This is a genomic window from Bradyrhizobium sp. (genome assembly GCF_016219575.1).
Taxonomy (GTDB): Bacteria; Pseudomonadota; Alphaproteobacteria; order Rhizobiales; family Xanthobacteraceae; genus Bradyrhizobium.
Genome location: NZ_JACRMG010000034.1, coordinates 68,068 through 90,790, shown reverse-complemented (window position 1 = coordinate 90,790; position 22,723 = coordinate 68,068). Strand labels below are relative to the sequence as shown.

Sequence of the window (22,723 nt, the reverse complement as noted above, 5' to 3'; positions counted from 1 at the left end):
GCGCGGGGGCTTTGCGTAATTGGATGGGATCGCCCGGCGGGCCGGCGCTAGACTTGGCCAAGAATTCTTCGCCACAGAAAATGAACGAGGGAAAAGGAAATGGACCTGAAATTTTCCAAGGTGACGCGCAAGGGGCCGATCACGACAATCACGCTGTCGCGCCCGGAGGTCTACAACGCGCTGCATATCGACGCGCATTTCGAGCTCAACAAGGTGTTCGACGATTTCTCCGCCGATCCCGAGCAGTGGGTGGCGATCGTCACCGGCGCCGGCGACAAGGCGTTCTGCGCCGGCAATGACCTGAAATGGCAGGCGGCGGGGGGAAAGCGCGGCTGGGACAAGGGCGGCTTTGCGGGGCTGACCTCGCGCTTCGACTGCGACAAGCCGATCATCGCCGCCGTCAACGGCGTCGCCATGGGCGGCGGGTTCGAGATTGCGCTGGCCTGCGACCTCATCATCGCCGCGGAGAATGCGACCTTTGCGCTGCCGGAGCCGCGCGTCGGCCTTGCCGCGCTTGCCGGCGGCGTGCACCGCCTGCCGCGCCAGATCGGCCTGAAGCGCGCCATGGGCATGATCCTCACCGCGCGCCATGTCAGCGCCAAGGAAGGGTTCGAGCTCGGCTTCGTCAACGAGGTGGTGCCGGCGGGCCAAGCGCTGGCCGCCGCCGAGCGCTGGGCCGACACCATCGCCAAGAATTCGCCGATGTCGATCCGCGCCTCGAAGCAGGCGATCCAGCGCGGCCTCGAAGTATCGCTGGAGCAGGCGATCGCCGAGCAGCGCGAATATCCCGCGGTGAAGGCGATGGCGGCCTCACAAGACTATGTCGAGGGCCCGAAGGCGTTCGCCGAGAAGCGGCCGCCGAAATGGCTGGGGCGGTGACCGCGCTCTTCGCGGTCATTCCGGGGCGATGCGCAGCATCGAACCCGGAATCTCGAGGTTCCGGGTCTGGTCCTTCGGACCATCCCGGAACGACGCGAGAGATTTAGTTCCCCAATTCCCGCTTGTACGACGCGTAATTCGGCTGATCGACCGCGAGCTTGTCCATCGTGGTCTGCCAGAGGTGCTCCTTAAGCCCGGGCGTGTCGAGATCAACCTCGCCTCTGGCGATCTTCTCGGCCAGCGCGCGGTTCAGCTCCATCACCGAGCCATCGATGCCGAGCAGCGCCTTCAGCCGCGCGGCTTCCGCGGTATCGCCGGGGCCTTCCAGCGCAAGCTGACGCGTCACCAGATCGAGCGCGTTGATGCCGACGCGGAGCTTGAAGGCATTGTGGCCCTTGATGACGGGCGTGATCTCGGCGCGGAGGAAATCCGCAACCGCCTGGATCAGTTCGGTGGGTGTCGGTTCGTCCTGCATCTAATTCTCCCTCGGGGCCAGCAACCGAAGCAGATCGATCTCCGTCTCCGATGCGCGCCGGCCTATCATGGCCTGCTCCATCGGGTGATCGGGGGCGTTGCGGAACCGCTGCATCATGCGGCCGCACATGATGCCCCAGCGCAGCGTGCCCATCACCTCCCAGAACATCACGCGATCGGGATCGACCTTGCGGCCGGTCTCTTCGTAGCCGGCAAACATGTCCTCGCGCATGCCAAGACCGCCGACGGGCTTGTCGATCCCGCCGAACCGCCAGGAGTTGACGCAGATCCAGCCGAGATCCTCCATGGGATCGCCGAAGTGCGCGAGCTCCCAGTCCAGCACCGCGCGAACGCCGTCGGGACCGATGATGAAGTTGCCGTGGCGGAAGTCGCCGTGCACCAGCGTGATCTCGCGCGACGGGCCGGGATCGTGGTCGGCGAGCCAGCGCAGCGCCAGCTCGAACACCGGCCTCGGCCAGTTGGTGCTGCGGTATTCGCGCGCGAGATCGGCGATCTCGGTCGTCGAGGTCATGCTGCGCAGTTTCGGCAACTTCGCCCCGGGCAGCGCATGAATGCCGGCCGCGACCCTACCGAGCTGGCGCGCCAGGATCGGCCGCGCTTTGGCGAACTCGTCGTCGCGCAGGATCTTTCGCGCGATGGTCTCGCCCTCGACGCGGACCATGATGAAACCGCGGCCGAGCCCCTCCTCCGCCTTCAGCACATGCAGGACGCGCGGTGACGGCAGGCCGCTATCATGGGCGAGTTGCATCAGCACCGCTTCGGCATCGAGGCCGGCGGCGCGCGAGGGCGATGGCGAGGCGCCATAGCCCGGCGGCGCGCGGCGCAGGATCGCACCGACATTGCCCGCGGGGTGCACGATGTCGAACGTCCAGGTCTCCTGGCTGGCGCCGCCGGAAAGCCTGGCGACGCCGCTGACGCCCGTTGCCCCCGGACAAAAGGCCGCGACGCAGCGTCCGAGTTCAGTCTCGATCATTTGCCTTTGAATTTCGCCGGCCGCTTCTCGAGGAAGGCGGTGACGCCTTCCTTGAAGTCTTCGGCGCCGCCTGCGATACGCTGGGATTCAAATTCGAGGTTGAGCTGCTCCTCGAAGGAATTTTCCGGGCTGTCCCAGTACAGCTTGCGGATCAGCGACAGCGCAATGGTCGGGCCGTTGGCAAGCTCGTGCGCGAGCTTCATCGCCTCGTCCATCAGCGCGGCATCGTCGTAGACGCGGTTGACGAGACCCCACTCCAGCGCCTTTTCCGCCGGCAGCCGCTCGCCCATCAATGACAATTCGACCGAGCGGGCCTTGCCGATCATCCGCGGCAGCATCCAGGTCGAGCCGCAATCCGGCACCAGGCCGATGCGGCGGAAGGCCTGCAGGAAATAGGCGGAGCGCGCGCACAGGATCATGTCGCCGAGCAGCGCAAAGCTCATTCCTGCGCCGGCGGCAGGCCCGTTCACCGCGGTCACGAGCGGGCAATGCAGCCGGCGGATGCGGCGCAGGAACGGATGGAATCCGACCTCGAGCGCAGCGCCGGCATTGCTCTTGCCCGGCTTCTGCTGGTTGCGGCCCTGCAGATTGGCGCCGGTGCAGAACGCGCGTCCGGCGCCGGTCAGCACCACGCAGCGCACGTCCGCCTTCTTCTCCTCGATCGCATCGAGCGCGTCGGTCAATCCCTCCAGCATGTCCATGGAGACCGCGTTCATGACCTCCTGATGGTCCAGCCTGAGGACCGCAACCGGTCCGTCGAAATCGAGCGTGACGTGCTTGAACTGCATTGTTTCCTCTCGTGTTGATATCGACGCGCTTTCCGCGCGGCGGGTTTTCGCGCCCATATTTGATTTTTGAGGCGGGCTTGTCCATGGTTGGACCAGAACGTCACCCTGCGCCGGACGCACATCTAGACCCCGTCCGGCACATTGAAAACAACTTTGAGGAAACGCGCATGAGCATCTTCGACCTTTCCGGCCGCGTCGCCGTGATCACCGGCGGCAATGGCGGTATCGGGCTCGGCATGGCGCAGGCACTTGCGTCTAGTGGCTGCAACGTCTCGATCTGGGGCCGCAATGCCGAGAAGAACAAGGCGGCGGCGGCCACCATGAAAGCCGGCCCCGGCAAGGTTCACAGCCTTGTCTGCGACGTTACGGATTCCGCGTCGGTCAAGGAGGCGATGAAGGCCACGCTCGACACGTTCGGCCGGGTCGACGGCTGCTTCGCCAATGCCGGCATCGGCGGCGGCGGACGCCGCGCCTTCATCGACCGAACCGAGGAAGAGTGGCGGCGGATGTTCGCCACCAATCTCGACGGCGTGTTCCACGTCTTCCAGGCCGCCGCGCGCCACATGACCGAGCGTGCGGAGGCCGGCGACAAGTTCGGCCGGCTGGTGGCGACATCGAGCCTCGCCTCGCTGTTCGGCACCGCGCGGAACGAGCACTATGCCGGCACCAAGGCGGCGCTGAATGCGCTCTGCCGCGCGTTGGCGGTGGAACTCGCCCGCTACGGCGTCACTGCGAATGCCATCCTGCCCGGCTGGATCAAGAGCGACATGACGGCGGGCATCATGGGCAACGACAAGTTCGTCGCCAACGTGATGCCGCGCATTCCCGTGCGCCGCTTCGGCGAACCTAGCGATTTCGGCGGCATCGCCGTCTACATCATGAGCAAGGCATCGTCCTATCACACCGCGGACACCTTCGTGATCGACGGCGGCTATACGGCGTTCTGACCGATCGTCATGGCCGGGCCTGACAACAAACTCGCGCAGGAGACCAGCCGGATGCTTGCCTCGCAGCGCGCCCTGTTCGATATCCCCCGCCATGTCTGCTACCTCAATGCAGCCTCCTACAGCCCGCTGCCGCTGCGGACGCTGGAAGCCGGCCGGGCCGCAGTCGGGCGTAAAGGCAATCCCTGGACGCTCGCGGCCTCCTTCGCGGGCGAACAGCACGAACGCGCCCGCCTCGCCGCCGCCCGGCTGATCAATGCCGACGCCGCCGATATCGCGCTGATACCCTCGATCAGCTACGGCGTCGCCACGGCGGCGAAGCTTCTGACCATCGACCGCGGCACGCGCGTGATCGTGCTGGACAACGATCACTCCTCCCCGGTCCTCGAATGGCGCACGCGGGCGGAAGCCCAAGGCTTTTCCGTCGACACGGTCGCCAGCCCCGGCGACGGCAACTGGACATCGGCGGTTCTTGCCACCGTCGAACGACCGGGTGCCCCGCCGGTGAGCCTGGCCTCCATCTCCTCGGTGCACTGGTCGGACGGCGGCCTGATCGACGTGGAAAAAGTGGGTGCCGCGCTCCGGCGGCAGGGAGCCAAATTCCTGGTCGACGCGACACAAAGCGCCGGCGTGCTCGCAATGGACGTGCAACGTCTTGATCCGGATTTCGTGATTTTCCCGACCTACAAGTGGCTGCTCGGGCCATATGGCCGCGCCTTCCTCTACGTTGCCAAACGTCATCAAGATGGCATCCCGCTCGAGCAGACCGCGGCAGGCCGCCGCAACGTGCGCGCCGAGAATGCAGTCTACTTTGCCGACCTCGGTTACGTCGGCGATGCCCGGCGCTTCGACATGGGGGAGCGCGATCATTTCATTTCGCTGGAGATGGCCTCGATCGGCATGGAAATGATGGCCGATTGGGGCGCCGCCGCGGTCGCCCAGCGCCTGGGGATGCTGACGGAGCGGATCGCGGGAGGCCTGCGCGGCAATGGCATTGAAGTGCCGCAAACGGGCTTGCGCGCGCCGCACATCCTGAGCCTGGGTTTCGAAAACGGGATGCCGACGGGACTCGTTGAGGGTCTCGCAAGCGAGGGCGTCTACGTAGCGTCGCGTCTTGGCCGCATGCGTATCTCTCCCCACGTCTATAATGACGAGGAGGATGCCGACCGCATGGTTGCAGCCCTGGCGCAGCGCTTCCGGACCTGACATCGAAGCCTTCATTCGCGACAGGGGACCAAGAATGGAATACGCACCCGAAGACCTCAGCCAGCGAGAGCGCTACAAGGTGCTGACGTCCTTTGTCCTGCCGCGGCCGATTGCCTGGGTGACGACGGTGGGGCCGACGGGTGTGGTGAACGCCGCGCCGTTCAGCTTCTTCAACGCGTTCTGCGAAAGCCCGCCGCTTTGCATGTTCGCGGCCAACAACCGGCCGGACGGGCGGGCCAAGGACACGCTGGTCAACATCCGGCGGTCGGGCGAATTCGTGGTCAACATCGCCGACGAGCCGTTGGCGCGGGCGATGCACGAATCGTCAGGCGATTTCCCACCCGAAATCGGCGAGCCCTCTTATCTCGGGCTGAAGCTTGCGCCTTCCTCCAAGGTGTCGGTGCCGCGATTGGCCGACACGCCCTGGGCGATGGAGTGCAAGACGTGGAAGATCATCGACGTCAACGGCGACCGTATCCTCGTCATGGGCGAAGGCATCAACTTCTATATCCGCGACGAGCTGTGGGATCGCGAGGCCATGCGCGTGCACATGGACCGCTATCATCCGATCGGCCGCATGTTTGCAGACCGTTATTGCCGCACCGATGACCGGGTGGTGTTTCCGGCAGCGCAGGGGCCGAAATGAATCGTAGGGCGGATTAGCGAAGCGTAATCCGCCATTCTCCGACCGCTGAAGGCGCGGCGGATTACGCTTCGCTAATCCGCCCTACGCATTCGGCCGGTGCGCGCGCAGGAACGAGCGGATCTGGCGCACGGCGAGCGGGACGCGCTCCGGCGGCTCTTTCCACGGGAACATGCTCACCTCGGCATTCGGCGCCAGCATCGCGCTCTCCATCGCAACCGCATAGGGGTGCGCCGGAATGTCGTCGGGCAGGATCAGCACCGGTGTCTGGCAGCTCTTGACGAAATCGCGCGTCACCGTGAACACGAAATCCGGATTAGTGCGGTACATCCGGGTCAGGAATTTTTCCGCCTGCTCCATCGTGAGGTCGGGCCGGCCCTTCACCAGTTCGGGTGCCCAGCCCTTCATGTTGTTGTCGTAGAAGAGATCGCGCATCTCCGGCCGCGAGCCGCTGGGCATGGCCAGTACGGCGGCAACGACGCGATCTCCGGCGCGCTTGAGGAGATTCCAGATCAGGGGGCCGCCGATGCAGAAGCCGAGCACCATGAATTTCTTGCAGCCGAGATGGTCCATCAGCGCGAGCTGGTCGTCGGTGTGGGAATCCCAGGGGCGATCGATCTCCAGCGGGCCGGAGGATTGTCCGGGGGGAGCGTTACGCAGGTCGTAGGCGACGCAGCGGTACTCGCTGGAAAATTCCTTCATGGCGTTGAAGGGCGGATACGAACCGATGATGCCCTCGATGCAGGAATTCAATCCGCCTCCGGCGATCAGCAGCAGCGGGAAGCCGGAGCCGGATTCCAGATAGTGGATGCGAACGGCGCCCTTTTCGACAAAGCCCATGGTGTCCCCCTCTTCTCTTTTCGTTCTCCCCTTGTGGGAGAAGGTGGCGCGCTTTGGAGCGCACTTGCGCTCCTGAGCGCGACGGATGAGGGGTTTGTCTCCGCGGATAGAGACCCCTCATCCGCCTTCACTTCGCGAAGGCACCTTCTCCCACAAGGGGAGAAGGTAAGATGAAATCATTACGCCTTCGCAGGCTCGCCGATCTTGTCCTGCGTTTTGGTCTGGAAATCGCTGGCGTCGTGGCGCTCATGCAGCTGGTTTGCCGGATCGCCCCAGGTGCGGTTGACCATGCGGCCGCGCTGCACCGCCGGGCGCTTCGCAATGGTATCGGTCCAGCGCTGCACGTTCTTGTAGTCCTGCACGGAGAGAAATTCGCCCGCGCCGTAAAGCACGCCCTTCACCAGCGAGCCGTACCACGGCCACACGGCGATATCGGCGATGGAATAGTCGCCGCCGGAGAGGTATTCGACCTCGCCCAGCCTGCGGTCGAGCACATCGAGCTGGCGCTTCACTTCCATGGCAAAGCGGTCGATCGCGTATTCGATCTTGGTCGGCGCATAGGCATAGAAATGACCGAACCCGCCGCCGAGATAGGGCGCGCTGCCCATCTGCCAGAACAGCCAAGAAAAGCATTCGGCGCGCGTCTTGACGTCGGTCGGCAGCAAGGCGCCGAACTTCTCGGCGAGGTAGACTAGGATGGACGCGGACTCGAACACGCGGATTGGCTCCTTGCCGCTGCGGTCCATCAGCGCCGGAATCTTGGAGTTCGGATTGACGTCGACGAAGCCGCTGCCGAACTGGTTGCCGTCGATCCTGATCAGCCAGGCGTCATATTCGGCACCGTTGTGGCCGAGTTCGAGCAACTCCTCCAGCATGACGGTGGCTTTCACGCCGTTGGGCGTCGCCAGGGAATAGAGTTGCAGCGGATGGCGGCCGATCGGCAGTTCCTTCTCATGCGTGGGGCCGGCGATCGGGCGGTTGATGGCGGCGAAGCGGCCGCCGCTCTCCTTGTTCCAGGTCCAGACTTTCGGCGGCTCGTAGGTCGTTGCGGGGGCGTCGGTCACTCGGTTGCTCCAGAAGGATTTGTAGGGTGGGCAAAGGCGCCCTTCGCCGTGCCCACCTTCGAACGTCGTGCTCAATATGGTGGGCACGCTTCGCTTTGCCCACCCTACGGAAGCTAGGATGCCGCCGCCTGGCGCTGCTCCGCCGCCGTCATCGCAAATCCCTCATATCCCTTCGCTGCCACCTCGTCGCACTTCTGCCGATAGACGGGGACACCCCCGATATAGGGCATGAAGATGCGCGGCTTGCCCGGGATGTTGGCGCCCATGTACCAGGAATTCGCCTGCGGATAGAGCGTGGTGTGAGCGACCTCGTTGACGTGCTCGACCCATTTATCCTCGGCCGGCTTGGTCGCCTCCATGGCTGCGAGGCCTTTGCTGCGCATCCAGGCGAAGCAATCGGCGATCCAGTCGACATGCTGCTCGATGGAGACGATCATATTCGACAGCACCGAGGGGCTGCCGGGTCCGGTGATGATGAAGAGATTGGGAAAGCCCGCGCTCATCAGGCCGAGATAGGTGCGCGGCCCTTCCGCCCATTTCTGGTTCAGCGTCTGGCCGTAGCGGCCGACGATCTCGATCTTCGCCACCGAGCCGGTCATCGCATCGAAACCGGTCGCCAGCACCAGCGCGTCCGCCTCATAGTCCTTGCCGGCGACACGCACGGCATTCTCGGTGATCTCCTCGATCGGATCGGTCCTGACGTCGACAAGCTCGACGTTGGGACGGTTGAAGGTGGCGAAGTAGTCGGTGTCGACGCAGATGCGCTTGGAGCCGATCGGGTGGTTGTCCGGCTGCAGCAGCTTTGCCGTGACAGGATCCCTGACGATCTCGGCGATCTTGCCGCGGACGAAATCGGCGGCGGTATCGTTGGCGGCCTTGTCGAGCAGGACGTTGTTGTAGACGGACATGAAGACCGTGCCGCCGTGCTGCCAGCCGGCTTCGTATCTGGCGCGGCGCTCGTTGTCGCTGTCGTCGAGCGCGCCGCGGTCCGGCTGCTGGGTGTATATGCCGTTGCGAGCCACTTCACGCTCGAAGCGGCGGATCTCCGGATAATTCTTGCGGAACCATTCGCGCTGCTGGCTCGACAGCGGGCCGTTATGCGCCGGGATGGAAAAATTCGCCGTGCGCTGGAACACCGTCAGGTGCCTTGCCTGTTCGGCAATGACCGGCACGGCCTGGATGCTCGACGAGCCGGTGCCGATCACGGCGACGCGCTGGCCGGTGAAATCGACCGCCTCATGCGGCCAGTGGCCGGTGTGATAGACCTTGCCCTTGAAGCGATCGAGACCCCTGATGTCGGGCACGCGGGCATTCGACAGGCAGCCGGTCGCGAGCACGACGAATTTCGCGGTGACCGTCTTGCCATCCGATGTCGTCACGGACCAGATGTTGGCGCGCTCGTCGAACACGGCGCGCTCGACGCGCGTGTCGATCTGGATGTCAGGCCGCAGGTCGAAACGGTCGGCGACATGGTTGGCGTAGGCCAAAATCTCCGGCTGCGGCGCATAGCGCTCGCTCCAATCCCATTCCTGCTGCAACTCTTCCGAGAAGGAATAGGAGTACTGCATGCTCTCGACGTCGCAGCGCGCGCCAGGATAGCGATTCCAGTACCAGGTGCCGCCGACCCCGCTGCCCTGCTCGTATACCCGCGCCGTCATGCCGAGCCCGCGCAGCCGGTGCAGCATGTACATGCCGGCAAAGCCCGCGCCGACCACGACGACGTCGTAGGCCGCGGCTCTCGTGGCGGCGGACGGCTGGGCGGACATTGACGCATTCTCCCGAATTCTTCTCGATTTTGACCGACAGCATTCTTCGCGCAGCGTCAAAGCGCAAGACACAAATCCGGCCTTCCGGGCTACGGAATTGCCGTGGCAGGCCGCTCAGGACCTCTCCAGCCCGGTTGGCGTGCCGACACGGGATGGGCTAGCGTCCGGGCGGGTCAAGCGAAACTAACAACAAGGGACCTCCCGGGGAGCTCGAAGGCCATGAACACCCTGCCCAAATCCGTCATCATCACCGACGATACGATGCGCGAAGGCCTGCAGATCGAGAGTGCGGCCATTTCCGTCGAGGCAAAGCTTCGCCTGCTCGACGCGCTCGGCGAAACCGGCGCAAAGGTGATCTCGATCGGCTCGTTCGCCCATCCCAAGTGGACGCCGCAGATGGCCTGCATCGACGAGATCGCCGAGCGTTTCGTGCCGAAACCCGGCGTGATCTACACCGCCGCGGTCTTCAACAAGCACGGCTTCGACCGGGCCGATCGCTACTATCCGAAGATCGACGTGCGGCGAAACCGCGGCCGGCACTCCAGCCATGTCGAGCTTTGCGATACCTTTGCCCGCCGCAACTACAACCGCAGCCAGGCACAGCAGATCGCCGCGCTGGATGCGACCGTCGCCGCCGCTCGTGCGGCAGGCGCCGAGAAGGCATCGATATCGATCGGCAACCCGTTCGGCTCGAATTTCGAAGGTCCGTTTTCGCATGAGCAGCGCATGGCCCTGCTCGAGCTGATGATCGGCAAATGGGAGGCCGCCGGCATTCCCGTCACGCGCATCTCGCTGGTGGAGGCGATGGGCTGGAACCTGCCCCATCTGGTGCGGCAGACCCTCCTTGCCATCAGGGAGCGCTGGCCTGCGGTCACCGACCTCCATCTCCATCTGCACAACCAGCGCGGTGCGACGATTGCAAGCTACTATGAAGGGCTGATGCTCGGCGTCCGCGAGTTCGACACCAGCCTCGGCGGAATGGGCGGCTGCCCCTATTGCGGCAACGGCCGCGCGGCGGGTCATGTGCCGACGGAAGATCTTGTCGATCTCTGTCACGAGATGGGTATCGAGACCGGCTACGACCTCGGGAAGCTGATCGAAGCCGTGGCGACCGCCGAAGAAGTGGTCGGGCATCCGCTCTGGGGGCACGTCTCCAAGTCCGGGCCGCGCCCGCGCGGAAGCGAACTCTATCCACGGGACATGCCCTTCGTGGAGACGCTGGAGGAAGCGGCGCACTTCCGCAAAGGCCCTGGCGTCTATGCCGGCCAGATCGCGCCCTGGAAGAAGGACGACGCCCTGTTGCGGGCCTAGCACGGCTGTTCAGGCGGCAGCCCGGGGGAAATGATGGGAACTATCGAAACCAAACTCGACCGCAGGTCCGAAACGTTTTCGCGCAATCGCACCGACATGCTCGAATCGCTGCAGACGGTCGAGGACCTGCTTGCCGAGGCGGCGCGCGGCGGCGGCGAGCAGGAGATGGCGCGGCTGCGCGCCCGCGGAAAGATGCCGCTGCGGGAGCGCATCTCCATGGCGCTCGACCGGGATACGCCGTTCCTGGAAATCAGCCCGCTCGCGGCCTGGCGCTCCAACTTCAACGTCGGCTCCGGCTTCGTCGTCGGCATCGGCGTCATCTCCGGCGTCGAATGCGTCATTCTCGGCCACGATCCGTCGGTGCGCGCCGGTGCGTTCAACGCGTTCAACTCCAAGAAATTGATGCGCGGGCTCGAGATCGCCCGCACCAACCGGATGCCCTATGTCCAGTTCGTGGAATCGGCGGGTGCCGACCTGCGCGGCGAATCGGGCAAGGAAGACCCGGAGGCGACCATCCGGCGCGAGGTCGGACACTTCGCGGAATCCGGGCGGCTGTTCTACGAGATCACGGAGCTTTCGAAGCTGCGCATCCCGACCGTTTCGATCGTGTTCGGGGCTTCCACCGCCGGCGGCGCCTACCAGCCGGGCATGAGCGACTACAACATCTTCATCCGCGGCCAGTCCAAGGTGTTCCTGGGAGGGCCGCCGCTGGTGAAGATGGCGACCGGTGAGGATGCCAACGAGGAAAGCCTCGGCGGCGCCGAAATGCACACGACCGTCTCCGGCCTCGGCGACTACCTGGCCGAAGACGAGACCGACGGTATCCGCATCGCGCGCGAGGTGATCGCGCATCTGAACTGGCGCAAGCTCGGCCCGGGACCGACCTTGCCCGCCGACCCGCCCCTGTACGATTCCGACGATCTGCTCGGTATCGTCGGCCGGGATCTGCGCCAGCCATTCGACATCCGCGAGGTGATCGCCCGCATCGTCGACGGCTCGCGCTTCGAGGAGTTCAAGCCGCTCTACGGTCCGACGCTGGTCACGGGGTGGGCGTCGGTACACGGATTCCCGGTGGGAATCCTCGGCAACAACGGCGCGCTGCTGTCGGAATCGTCGGAGAAGGCCGCGCAGTTCATCCAGCTCTGCAACCAGATCGACATTCCCCTGCTGTTTCTTCACAACATCACCGGCTACATCGTCGGCACCGATTTCGAGCAACGCGGCATCACCAAGGACGGCTCCAAGATGATCAACGCGGTCGCCAATTCGACCGTGCCTCATCTGACCGTGATCGTCGGCGCATCCTACGGCGCCGGCAATTACGGGATGAGCGGCCGCGCCTACGGCACCCGCTTCACGTTCCTGTGGCCCACCGCCAAGATTGCCGTCATGGGGCCCAAGCAGATGGCCGGCGTGATGACCATCATCCAGCGCGCCGCCGCGCAACGGCGCGGCGAACAATTCGACGAGGAGGCCAACGCAAAGCGCGTCGCATCGGTCGAACATTGGGCGGAGGAACGCTCGAAGGGGCTGTTCGCGACCTCTCGCGTCTCCGACGACGGGATGATCGATCCGCGCGACACCCGCACCGTGCTCGGCATCGCATTGTCCGCCTGCCACAGCAACCGCGTCGCAGGGACCAAGGAATTCGGCACATGGCGAATGTAGTTCCCATCCGGCGCCTTCTGATCGCCAACCGCGGCGAGATCGCCCGGCGGATCATCCGCACCGCGCACGCCATGGGCATCGGCACGGTTGCGGTCTATTCCGACAACGACGCGACCGCGCCGTTCGTCGCGGAAGCCGATACGGCGATCTCGATTGGAGGCCAAACCGCCGCCGAGAGCTATCTCGACGTGGGCAAGTTGATCGAAGCGTGCAAGCGAAGCGGCGCCGACGCGGTCCATCCCGGCTACGGATTTCTCTCGGAGAGCGCGGCTTTCGCCGAGGCGGTGACCGCCGCCGGCCTGATCTGGGTGGGCCCCTCGCCCAAGGCCATCCGCGCCATCGGCGACAAGCTTGCCGCCAAACGCCTGCTGAAACCGCTCGGCGTACCCCTGCTCGAGGCGTTCGAGGTGCCGGAAAACGCAGATGCCCCGGCCCTGGCGGAAAAGATCGGCTACCCCGTCCTGATCAAGGCCGCCGCCGGCGGCGGCGGCCGCGGCATGCGCATCGTCGAGAAGCCGGCCGACCTGCCCCAGGCGATCGAAAGCGCAAGGCGCGAGGCGGCCGCCGCCTTCGGCGACGGGACGGTGTTTCTCGAGCGCTGGCTCAGCAGCGCCAGGCACGTCGAGATCCAGATTCTCGGCGACAAGCACGGCAATCTCGTCCACCTGTTCGAGCGCGAATGTTCGATCCAGCGCCGGCACCAGAAGATCGTCGAGGAGGCGCCCTCGCCTGCGGTCGATGCCGCGTTGCGCGAGCGGATGGGAAAGGCCGCCCTCGCCGCCGGCCGCGCCATCGGCTACGACTCCACCGGCACGGTGGAATTCCTGGTCAGCGGACGCGAGTTCTTTTTCCTGGAGGTCAACACCCGTCTGCAGGTCGAGCATCCCGTCACGGAGGCGGTGACCGGGCTCGACCTGGTGCGGGAGCAATTGCGCGTCGCCGAAGGCGAAGCTCTCGGATTCGCCCAGCAGGACCTGCGAATTAACGGCCATGCCATCGAGGTCCGGCTGTGCGCGGAGGACCCGGAGAAGAACTTCCTGCCGACGCCGGGCACCGTGCAGGTATGGGAGCCGCCGGCCGGCGACGGCATCCGCACCGATTCCGGAATCGAAAGCGGCAGCGAGATCGGTATCGCCTTCGATCCGATGATGGCCAAGATCATCGCCTGGGCGCCGACGCGACGCGAGGCTGCGACGAAGCTCGCGCGCGCGCTGGAGGCGACGCGCGTGCAGGGCATCGTTCACAATCGCGACTTTCTGGTCTCATGCCTGCGTAGCCCTGAGTTCCTGCGAGGCGAGACCGACACCGACTTCATTGCAAACGTGAAGCCCAACCCGACGCGCGCCATCGACGAAAGCGAACTACACGCGGCTGCGATCGCGGCCGCCCTGCACGACCGCGGCAGCCGCCTGCGTCAAATGCGGATCCTGAAGACGATACCGGGCGGCTTCCGCAATTCGGTGATGCCGCCGGAACAGGTGAGCTACGCATTCAGGGACGCAAGACTGAACCTCGCCTATCGTCCCGCGCGCGACGGCAGCATCGCGGTGACGGTCAACGAGCGTCCCTGCCGGGTCGTCGAATTCGCCATCGACGAGCGCGGCATCGATCTGGCGATCGACGGCCGCCGCTGCCGGCACAGCGTGCTGGCGGCTGCCGACAAGCGTTTCATCCACGGCGCCGCAGGGGATGTCGAGCTTGCCGAGTTGCCGCGGTTCCCGGCGCCCGAGAGGGCCGAGCAGCGCGGCGGACTCAAGGCGCCAATGCCCGGAAAGGTCATGTCGGTCATGGTCGCGGAAGGCGACCTGGTCGAGCGCGGGCAAGCGTTGCTGGTGCTGGAAGCGATGAAGATGGAACATCGCATCGACGCGCCCTGGGACGGCACCGTCAAGACACTCAACGTCACCGCCGGCGATCAGGTCGCCAACGGCGCCATCCTGGTGATCATGGAACAGGCGGAGTAGCTGGACATGCCGACGACCGAAGCGACACTTTATGACGTCGAGGGCGAGAGCGCGTGGATCACGCTCAACCGCCCGGAGAATCGCAACGCGCTGTCCCAGATTCTCGTGACGGAACTCCACGGTCACCTCGGCGCCGCCATCGCGGATCCGAATGTCCGCTGCATCGTCATCACCGGCAACGGCCCCGCCTTCTGTGCAGGCGCCGATCTGAAGAACAGGAACCCGGGCGAGAACTCCGGACCTACCTTTCCCGACGTGCTCAGGCTCATCGTCGAAAGCCCCAAACCGGTAATTGCCGCCATCAATGGCGCGGCATTTGCCGGCGGGCTGGGGATCGTCGGCGCCTGCGACATTGCTATTGCGGTCGCCGACGCCAAATTCAGCTTCTCGGAAGTGCGCATCGGCGTCATTCCGGCCATCATCGCCGTGGTCTGCGTGCCAAAGCTCGGAGCCCACAACGCGATGAAGCTGTTCGTCTCGGGCGAGCAGTTCACGGGCGCGCAGGCCGTCGGGCTTGGCCTCGTTCACCGCGCCGTTGCGAAGGAGCAACTGCGCGGCGCCGTCCAGGAAGAGATCGACATGATCCGCCTGGGCGCGCCAAAGGCGGTGGCCGAATGCAAGAAACTGGTGCGGCGCGCAGCCGAGCCAAGGCCGCTCGACGAGGCATTCCGGGAAATGGCGGAATGGAGCCGTCAGATGTTCGCGTCGGCCGACGGTCAGGAAGGCATGGCGGCCTTCCGGGAAAAGCGAAAGCCTCACTGGGTGAAGAATTGAACAACGACGGGGGAAACATGGGCGAGCTTGACGAGTTCCGCCGCGAGGTGGAAGCTTGGCTGAGGCAGAACCGTCCGCCGGAGCCGGACTTCCTGCTGCCGGAATCCTTTATGGAAGTCGGCTCGGATGAGCAGTTCGAATATCTGCGCAACTGGCAGCGCAAGGTCTACGAAGCCGGCTATCTCGGCATGGCCTGGCCCCGGGAATATGGCGGTGGCGGCAAGCCGCAGGTCTATCAGAACATCGTCAATGCGGAGATGGCGCGGCAGAAGGTGCCGTTCGTCCCGAACACCATCGGTCTCAACTGGGCGGGTCCGCTCATTCTCGCGGTCGGCAGCGAGGAAGCAAAGAAGCGCTACATCAAGGGAATTCTCAACGCCGACGACATCTGGTGCCAGGGATTTTCCGAGCCGGACCAGGGATCGGACCTCGCCAACTGCCAGTTGTCGGCGCGGCGCGACGGCAACGAGTATGTGCTGAACGGCTCGAAGATCTGGACCAGCCTCGGCAGCTACGCCAGCTACATGATCCTGCTGGCGCGAACCAACCCGCAAAAGCCGCGCTACGAAGGCCTTTCGTTCTTCCTGGTCCCGATGAAGACGCCGGGCATCGAGCCGCGGCCGATCAAGAAGCTGACCGGCGAGTATGGCTTCACCCAGACATTCTTCACGGATGCGCGCATCCCGGCGGAGTGCCTGATGGGGAAGGAAGGCGACGGCTGGAAAATGGCCATGCTGACGCTGACGTTCGAGCGTGGCGTGACCGGCGGGCAGGCCGGCGGCCTCAGCCGCGTCTCGCCGGGAGTCGACGACGTGATTGCGCTCGCGCGCCGGTCGCGTCGCGACGGCCGCCCTGCGCTGGACGACCCGCTGATACGCGACCAGCTCGTCCGCTTCATCATCGAGGACCAAGGCGACCGGCTTACCGCAAAGCGAGGTGAAATCGCCGCATTGTGCAACGAGCGGCCAAATGCGATCGGGCTGTCCGCAAAGCTGCGGGTCACCGAGCATCGCCGGCGGCTGATGCAATTCGCTATCTCATTGCAGGGCGCCAACGCCGTCCGCTTCGTCGGAGATGCCGACGCGGTCGAGGGCGGCAAGTGGCAGCGCGCCTATTTCAATTCATTCTCGTCCACGATCGGCGGCGGAACCAGCCAGATCCAGGCCAACATCGTCGGCGAGCGCGTGCTGGGATTGCCGAAGGACTGACGCCATGACCCCGTTGAGCAACAAGCTGACTTTCAGCGACGAGCAGGTATCGCTGCTCGACGTCGCCACGACCTTCTGCCGCGAGAAGATCTCAATCGCCACCGTCCGCCGGCAGATTGCTTCGGAATCCGGATTCGACCGCGAACTCTGGAACGAGATCGCCGGGCTTGGCTGGACCGGCGTCATGATACCGGAAGACTTTGGCGGCAGCGGCCTGTCGCTTGCCGAGGTCGTGGCCCTCGTCGAACCGATGGGCCGGCACCTCGCCGCCGTGCCGTTGGTATCGACCCAGCTGTTCGCCCGGGCCCTGCTGGCCGGCGGCAGCGAGCCGATCAAGCGCGCGTTCCTGCCGCAGCTTTGCAGCGGCTCGATCGGCACTGTCGCGCTGTTCGAAAGCGAGGGCGATTGGGACCTCGGTCATATCGAAGCCTCGGCCGTTCAGGAAGGTGACACGGTGCGGCTGAGCGGCAGGAAGACCCTGGTCTGCGATGCGGCAGTCGCCGATTTCGTCCTTGTCTCCGTCAATTTTTCCGGTGCACCCGCGCTTGCCGTCGTCAAGGCCGCCGACCTTCCGAAGGAACGGCGCGAGCGCGAGCTCGTGATCGACGAGACCCGCCGCTGCTTCAGCCTGCGGCTTGACGGAATCGGCGTTCCGCTGTCGTCGCTGATCACCGGAGAGCGCGCGCAGGCCGCGCTGAAGGCCGTGCGCGATGCAGCCCTCCTGCTTGCCGCCGCCGAGGCGGCCGGCGGAATCGCCGGTGTACTCGAGCTCACGGTCGAGTATCTCAACACCCGCGTGGCGTTCGGACGCAAGATCGGCAGCTACCAGTCGCTCAAGCACGGCTGCTCGGAGATCCTGATCGGGCTCGAGCGAGCCCGCTCGCACGTCTATCACGCAGCAACTCTGATCGCAGCCGGCGAGGATGCCGAGGTTGCGCTGCGGATGGCAAAGGTCGAGGCGGGAGACAGCATGGTGTTCGCCGGCGACAGAGCGGTCCAGTTTCACGGCGGCTTCGGCTTCACCTGGGATTGCGACGCCCAGCTTTACCTGCGCAGGGCGCTCTGGCTGCAAAACGCTTTCGGCGATGCGACGCACCACCGGCGCAGGCTGGCCGACCTGCTGTTGACCGCAGCATGAGAGCGCGAGCACCCCTTATCCCCACCAGGCGAGGCGATCGACTCAATGGCCACTAATGGCTCCGGAACCAGGGAAGACCGCATCCCCGTCATCGTCGGCGTGGGCGAAATCGTCGACCGGCCGAACGAGATTGCCGCTGGCCTGGAACCCCTCGCGCTCCTCGAAGAGGCGCTGCGGCGCGCGGAAGCCGACTCCGGCGCAAAACTGCTCGGCGACATCCAGTCGCTCGACGTGGTCAGTTTTGTCAGCTGGCGTTACCGCGATCCGGAGAAGCTGCTGGCGGCGCGGATCGGCGCCAAGCCCGCGCATTGCTATTACGGCCCGGTCGGCGGCGAGAGCCCGATCCGCTATCTGCACGAGGCGGCGCAGCGAATCGCGCGCGGCGAGTGCAGCGTGGCCGCGGTGTGCGGCGCCGAGGCGCAATCGACCGCAACGCGGGCTGAGCGCGCCGGCATCGCACTGCCCTGGACGCCGTTTGCCCATGACGTGGAAGCCCCGAAGCGAACTGCCTCGTTCCAGAGGGCGATGGCCGTGCAGCTCGGCGTGTTCCAGCCCATCACGGTCTATCCCCTCTATGAGAGCGCGACATCGGCGCATTGGGGCCAGACGCCGCGTGAGGCGCTCGCCGAATCCGGCCAACTCTGGTCGACCTTTGCCGGCGTCGCGGCGCAAAATCCCAATTCCTGGCTGAAGAAGAATTTCACGCCGGACCAGATCACAACGCCCTCGCCCGACAACCGGCTGATCGCCTGGCCCTACACCAAGCTGATGGTGGCCAATCCCAGCGTCAACATGGGCGGCGCGCTGATCCTGACCAGCCTTGCCAAGGCGCGCGCGGCCGGCGTGCCGGAGGACCGCATCGTCTATGCGCTCGGCGGCGCGTCGGCGGAGGAGCCGCGCGACTATCTGAACCGCGACCAGTTCTTCGAGAGCCATTCGCAGAACGCGGTGCTGAAGGCGGCCATGGATCTGGTAAAGGGCGACGGCAAGAAATTCGACGCCATCGAGCTATACAGCTGCTTCCCAGTGGTGCCCAAGATGGCGCGGCGGACGCTGGGGCTGGGGCCCGATGTGCAGCCGACGGTGACCGGCGGCCTCACCTTCTTCGGCGCCCCGCTCAACACCTACATGACGCACGCGGCCTGCGCGATGGTGCGCAAGCTGCGCAAGGACGACAAGCTCGGCCTGCTCTACGGCCAGGGCGGCTTTGTCACCAAGCACCACGCGCTGGTGCTGTCGCGCGAGGCGCCGAAGCAGGCGATGGCGCAGGACACCAGCGTCCAGGCCGAGGCTGACCGAAACCGCCGCAAGGTACCGGATTTCGTCACCGAAGCCGGCGGCAAGGGCAAGGTCGAGGCCTTTACCGTGATCTACCGCGGCAATGGCGAGATCGGGCATGGCGCCGCCATGCTGCGCACGGAGGACGACCGCCGCACGCTCGGCCGCATTCCTGCGACCGACCAGAAGACGCTGGCGCATCTGCTGAACATGGACCGCACGCCGGTCGGCTCGCTCGGCGACATCGTCACCGCCGAGGACGGCCTGCCGGAATGGCGGGTGGCCTAGCGACTCTCTGCTCCCTCGCCCCGCTCTTGCGGGGAGAGGGTTGGGGTGAGGGGCTGCATCCGCAATCAAGGTGAAGGATGGACTCACGGAGAGTCCCCCTCACCCGGATCGCATCTACGATGCGATCCGACCTCTCCCCGCAAGCGGGCGAGGTAAGAAAGACTGCCCTTCACATCCTGCTTCCCGGACCGACCTTACGCCGCCCGCACCGTATCGAGGAATTTGCCGACCTCGCTCTTGAGGCGGTTGCTGTCGCCGGACAGCGACTGCGCCGCAGCCAACAGCTGCGAGGAAGCAGAGCCGGTCTCGCTTGCGCCGCGCTGCACGTCGGTGATGTTGGACGAGACCTGGTGCGTGCCCTGGGCCGCCTGCTGCACGTTGCGGGAAATCTCCTGCGTCGCCGCGCCCTGCTCTTCCACGGCGGCGGCAATGGTAGAGGAAATCTCCGACAGCCGCTCGATGGTGGCACTGATCTCCTTGATGGCTTCGACCGACTCGCCGGTAGCGCCCTGGATGCCGGTGATCTGCTGGCCGATCTCGCCGGTGGCCTTGGAGGTCTGCTCAGCGAGCGCCTTCACCTCGGAAGCGACCACTGCAAAGCCGCGGCCGGCCTCGCCCGCGCGGGCCGCCTCGATGGTGGCGTTGAGGGCCAGCAGGTTGGTTTGCGCAGCAATGGTGTTGATCAGCTCGACCACGTCGCCGATGCGGGCGGCCGCCTTGGACAATGCGCTGACGCGGTCATTGGTCTTGCGCGCCTGATCGACCGCCTCATTGGCCATGCGCGCCGATTCCTGCACCTGCCGGCTGATCTCGTTGACCGACGACGACAGTTCCTCGGTCGCCGAGGCCACCGACTGCACGTTGGCGGAAGCTTCTTCCGAGGCCGCCGCCACCATGGTGGTGAGCTCCTGGGAGCGCTCGGCGGTCGCGGTCAGCGTCGTGGCGGAAGCCTCGAGCTCGGTCGAGGCCGAGGACACGGTCTCGACGATCTCGCCGACGGCGCTCTCGAACTGGTCGGCCAGCTTGACCATGTCCGCCTTGCGCTGCTGCGCGGCGATCTGGTCCTGCCTGGTCTTGGCCTCCGCTTCGTCCCGCGCCTTCTGCTCGGCGTTCTGCCGGATCACCGTCACGGTCTTGGCGAGGTCGCCGATCTCGTCGCCGCGGTCGGCGCCGGGGATTACGACATCGAGATTGCCGCCGGCCATTTCGCCGAGTGCGCCGTTCAGCCGCGTCATCGGACGGGAGATGCCGAAGAAGGAGAATATCACGGAAGCAATCAGCGAGATCACCACCACGACCGCCATGATCAGATTGATCCGGTTGGCCGAGGCGAGTTCGGCGGCGGCCTCCTCCCGCGAGGTCTTGGCGTTGCCCTGGGATATCCCGACTTGCGTCTGCAACAGCGAGCCTGCCTCCGCCACGGCTTTCACCGTGCGGTTGGCAATGATGTCGGTCCGCGCGGCCTCGGTCTTGACGGACTGGTCGGTGACGTCGAGGAACCGGGTGATGATGGCGCTCAGGCCATCGATCAGTTCATGCAGCTTCTTCTCCTCGCTCTTGTCGCGCGTCTGCTTGAGCAAGGATGCAAGCTGGGTCTTGGCGTGTCCGATGGTCTGGACCAGCTTGGCATCTCCCGTCAGGCCGAAGCGGAAGACGAGCGCCCGCAGCGCATTGACCTTGGCGTCGGCCTGATAAAACAGGCTTTCAACTTCGTCGCGGTTGTCGATGCGCGCGAATACCGACGAATTGAGCGCGGTCTGGAACGCCCTGTACCACTCGCCGGAAATCGAGTCGCGTCGCTCCGCCTGCGCCAGCGATTCCTTCTGTACCTTGCCGAGGTCTTCGACGCCGGCGGCAAATCCATCCAGCAGCGACTTAACCTTCGCGAGCCGCTCCCGGGTCTCCTGCAACTGCGCCGCAGCAAGCGCAGCGTCGACTTCCTTGGCCTGGGCTACCTTGAGCTGCTGCAGATCGGCAATCCCCTTGTCGACTTCCTCGGGCGTCTTGGAGAGCCGAACATCGCGCGCGGCAACCTGCATCTGCCGCAATTCGATCTGCGCCACGAAAACGGCATCGATCACCCGCTGGGACCGCGCGACGCGGCCGTTGGCAGCCTCGACGGCCGCCTCCGACATCATCTGGTTGGCCACCATGCCGCCGGCCAGCAAGACGCCGATGGCGCCGGCAAGGCCGAGCTTGTTGCCGATACGATTGAGTTTGATCATTTTCGCCACCCCGATGCCCAAAGCAAATCGGTGGCTCGGTGTTCTCTGCGCGACGCAACCCAAGGCTTTTTTTTGGGAAACTAGCCGACCGAGGCGTTACGTTTGGTTAACGTCAGATTCCGTGGAAATACGGAAGGCTGCGACAAGTCACCACGCCTCAATGCTGGCGCGCCCCGTCCAGTGTCTGCTGCGGGGTCTCGCCGAACAGGTCCCGGTAAAGCGTCCGGAACTCGCCCATGTGCCAGAAGCCGTTGGCCAGTGCGATCGCCTTCAGGCCCTCCGCCGCAGCGCCCTGCACCAGAAGCTGACGCACGTTCCATAGCCGCCGCAGCCGCATATAGCGGTGCATGCTCAGGCCCCGAATCGCGACCACCGCATTGTTCAGCGTGCGCACCGAGACGCCCAATTCCCTGGCGAGATCGGCGCTGTGAACCACCTGCGCGGCGTTGTGATGCAGGAATTCATCGAGCTTGCGCACAAGTCGGAGGTAGTTATCGAGATCCACGCGCCCGGCATCGCCCGGCTGCGAAGGCGTCTGCAAGACATGATCCGTCGCCTGCAGTAGCGATTCCTCGAGTTGACCGATCACCTGCGGCTGCGCCAGCAGGTCGGCCGAGTTCGATGCGAGCAGGAGAATATCGCGCGTCACCGACCGAAGCGCCGCCAGCGCGGCCGGTTGCGTTGCGATCAAGCGGGCCGCGCCGGCCTCGCCCGGCCAGCCGCGGTCCTCGATCGCGTCGAACTTGATGAATCCGTTCAGATTGGCCTGCGGCTCGACGATCTCGCAGGCAGCCTCGCCCTTGACCAGCAGCACCGACGGCGAGCGGATCTCCACCCCGTCGATGATGACTGACACGGCATCATCCATCGCGAATGCGACAATGGCGCCTGTGGAGCTGTATTGGGCCTGGAGAATGCGCGGGAAGCTGCGCTGCAGGTAGATCGAGCAGGACTTGAGTGTCACCGCCGCAAAGCAGGCGGCAAAGTTCCGCCAATGCAGAGGAATACTCCTGTGGTCACCCAGGCTTTCGATGCTCCGGAAATGATCGAAATCCGGAGAGCGATGGATGGTCAGGAGGCGTGAACTCAGCAGCTGGTCAAGCACTGGATTGCGCCATCTTGGGATCGTGCCGTGGCGGTCGAATCGGACCTTCGCTTGCACCGCGAGCGTATCGGTCGTGAACACCGGCAGCAACGCGACACCGTATCCTTGCGCAGCGATTGCGCCGCGAAAAGTCCGCCTCGCGGAATTAGCCCGGCCTTGCCGGCCA

General features: G+C 65.2%; 19 protein-coding genes. 11 read left to right on the top strand and 8 right to left on the bottom strand.

Going from position 1 to position 22,723, the window contains the following annotated elements; all coding sequences use genetic code 11:
* Positions 1–99: 99 nt before the first annotated feature.
* Entirely contained in the window at positions 100–879 is a 780-nt protein-coding gene (locus HZB49_RS25880; RefSeq protein WP_291616568.1) for an enoyl-CoA hydratase-related protein, read from the top strand.
* Between the two features lie 103 nt (positions 880–982).
* On the opposite strand, the gene HZB49_RS25875 is transcribed toward HZB49_RS25880, so the two are convergent.
* From HZB49_RS25875 to HZB49_RS25865, 3 genes are read right to left on the bottom strand one after another with little or no spacing between them, the layout of a single operon-like run.
* Positions 983–1,354, bottom strand: coding sequence for a DUF6285 domain-containing protein (locus tag HZB49_RS25875; protein ID WP_291616566.1), 372 nt, complete (start codon positions 1,352–1,354; stop codon positions 983–985).
* Positions 1,355–2,347 (bottom strand): phosphotransferase family protein, encoded by a 993-nt coding sequence (locus tag HZB49_RS25870; protein WP_291616564.1) that lies wholly within the window; start codon positions 2,345–2,347, stop codon positions 1,355–1,357.
* Positions 2,344–3,135 carry an enoyl-CoA hydratase/isomerase gene (locus HZB49_RS25865; RefSeq protein WP_291616562.1) on the bottom strand — a complete coding sequence of 264 codons (792 nt, stop codon included), beginning with the start codon at positions 3,133–3,135 and terminating at the stop codon, positions 2,344–2,346. The genes HZB49_RS25870 and HZB49_RS25865 overlap by 4 nt, the downstream gene beginning before the upstream one ends.
* Before the next feature lie 167 nt (positions 3,136–3,302).
* On the opposite strand from HZB49_RS25865, the gene HZB49_RS25860 reads away from it, so the two are divergent.
* From HZB49_RS25860 to HZB49_RS25850, 3 genes are read left to right on the top strand one after another with little or no spacing between them, the layout of a single operon-like run.
* Positions 3,303–4,082, top strand: coding sequence for an SDR family oxidoreductase (locus HZB49_RS25860; RefSeq protein WP_291616560.1), 780 nt, complete (start codon positions 3,303–3,305; stop codon positions 4,080–4,082).
* Between the two features lie 9 nt (positions 4,083–4,091).
* Entirely contained in the window at positions 4,092–5,285 is a 1,194-nt protein-coding gene (locus tag HZB49_RS25855) for an aminotransferase class V-fold PLP-dependent enzyme (RefSeq protein ID WP_291616558.1), read from the top strand.
* Positions 5,286–5,319: 34 nt separating this feature from the next.
* Complete coding sequence (locus HZB49_RS25850) at positions 5,320–5,931, top strand: flavin reductase family protein (RefSeq protein ID WP_291616556.1); 612 nt, start codon at positions 5,320–5,322, stop codon at positions 5,929–5,931.
* A gap of 81 nt (positions 5,932–6,012) precedes the next feature.
* Here the strand turns inward: HZB49_RS25850 and HZB49_RS25845 are convergent, their stop codons facing one another.
* The 3 genes from HZB49_RS25845 to HZB49_RS25835 form a co-directional block, all read right to left on the bottom strand.
* The gene (locus tag HZB49_RS25845; RefSeq protein ID WP_291616554.1) at positions 6,013–6,768 is read right to left on the bottom strand and encodes an alpha/beta hydrolase; all 756 of its coding nucleotides are present in this window, start codon (positions 6,766–6,768) and stop codon (positions 6,013–6,015) included.
* A gap of 179 nt (positions 6,769–6,947) precedes the next feature.
* Entirely contained in the window at positions 6,948–7,832 is an 885-nt protein-coding gene (gene yghU / locus HZB49_RS25840; RefSeq protein ID WP_291616552.1) for a glutathione-dependent disulfide-bond oxidoreductase, read from the bottom strand.
* Positions 7,833–7,945: 113 nt separating this feature from the next.
* Entirely contained in the window at positions 7,946–9,598 is a 1,653-nt protein-coding gene (locus tag HZB49_RS25835) for an NAD(P)/FAD-dependent oxidoreductase (RefSeq protein ID WP_291616550.1), read from the bottom strand.
* Between the two features lie 219 nt (positions 9,599–9,817).
* Between HZB49_RS25835 and HZB49_RS25830 the strand changes: the two genes are divergently transcribed.
* Genes HZB49_RS25830 through HZB49_RS25800 form a run of 7 tightly spaced genes read left to right on the top strand, consistent with a single transcriptional unit; the run spans position 9,818 to position 19,227 of the window.
* Complete coding sequence (locus HZB49_RS25830) at positions 9,818–10,909, top strand: hypothetical protein (protein WP_291616548.1); 1,092 nt, start codon at positions 9,818–9,820, stop codon at positions 10,907–10,909.
* Positions 10,910–10,942: 33 nt separating this feature from the next.
* Entirely contained in the window at positions 10,943–12,577 is a 1,635-nt protein-coding gene (locus tag HZB49_RS25825; protein ID WP_291616546.1) for a carboxyl transferase domain-containing protein, read from the top strand.
* The gene (locus HZB49_RS25820) at positions 12,565–14,541 is read left to right on the top strand and encodes a biotin carboxylase N-terminal domain-containing protein (RefSeq protein WP_291616544.1); all 1,977 of its coding nucleotides are present in this window, start codon (positions 12,565–12,567) and stop codon (positions 14,539–14,541) included. The genes HZB49_RS25825 and HZB49_RS25820 overlap by 13 nt, the downstream gene beginning before the upstream one ends.
* A gap of 6 nt (positions 14,542–14,547) precedes the next feature.
* On the top strand, positions 14,548–15,315 hold the full coding sequence (locus HZB49_RS25815; RefSeq protein WP_291616542.1) for an enoyl-CoA hydratase-related protein: 768 nt from the start codon (positions 14,548–14,550) through the stop codon (positions 15,313–15,315).
* Between the two features lie 17 nt (positions 15,316–15,332).
* Complete coding sequence (locus HZB49_RS25810; RefSeq protein ID WP_291616540.1) at positions 15,333–16,523, top strand: acyl-CoA dehydrogenase family protein; 1,191 nt, start codon at positions 15,333–15,335, stop codon at positions 16,521–16,523.
* 4 nt (positions 16,524–16,527) lie between these two features.
* Positions 16,528–17,661 carry an acyl-CoA dehydrogenase family protein gene (locus tag HZB49_RS25805; RefSeq protein WP_291616538.1) on the top strand — a complete coding sequence of 378 codons (1,134 nt, stop codon included), beginning with the start codon at positions 16,528–16,530 and terminating at the stop codon, positions 17,659–17,661.
* A 45-nt stretch (positions 17,662–17,706) separates the two neighbouring features.
* Positions 17,707–19,227, top strand: coding sequence for an acetyl-CoA acetyltransferase (locus HZB49_RS25800; protein WP_291616537.1), 1,521 nt, complete (start codon positions 17,707–17,709; stop codon positions 19,225–19,227).
* A 194-nt stretch (positions 19,228–19,421) separates the two neighbouring features.
* On the opposite strand, the gene HZB49_RS25795 is transcribed toward HZB49_RS25800, so the two are convergent.
* Both HZB49_RS25795 and HZB49_RS25790 read right to left on the bottom strand, forming a co-directional pair.
* Positions 19,422–21,452 carry a methyl-accepting chemotaxis protein gene (locus HZB49_RS25795; protein ID WP_291616535.1) on the bottom strand — a complete coding sequence of 677 codons (2,031 nt, stop codon included), beginning with the start codon at positions 21,450–21,452 and terminating at the stop codon, positions 19,422–19,424.
* Between the two features lie 157 nt (positions 21,453–21,609).
* Complete coding sequence (locus HZB49_RS25790) at positions 21,610–22,638, bottom strand: helix-turn-helix domain-containing protein (protein ID WP_291616627.1); 1,029 nt, start codon at positions 22,636–22,638, stop codon at positions 21,610–21,612.
* Positions 22,639–22,723 lie beyond the last annotated feature (85 nt).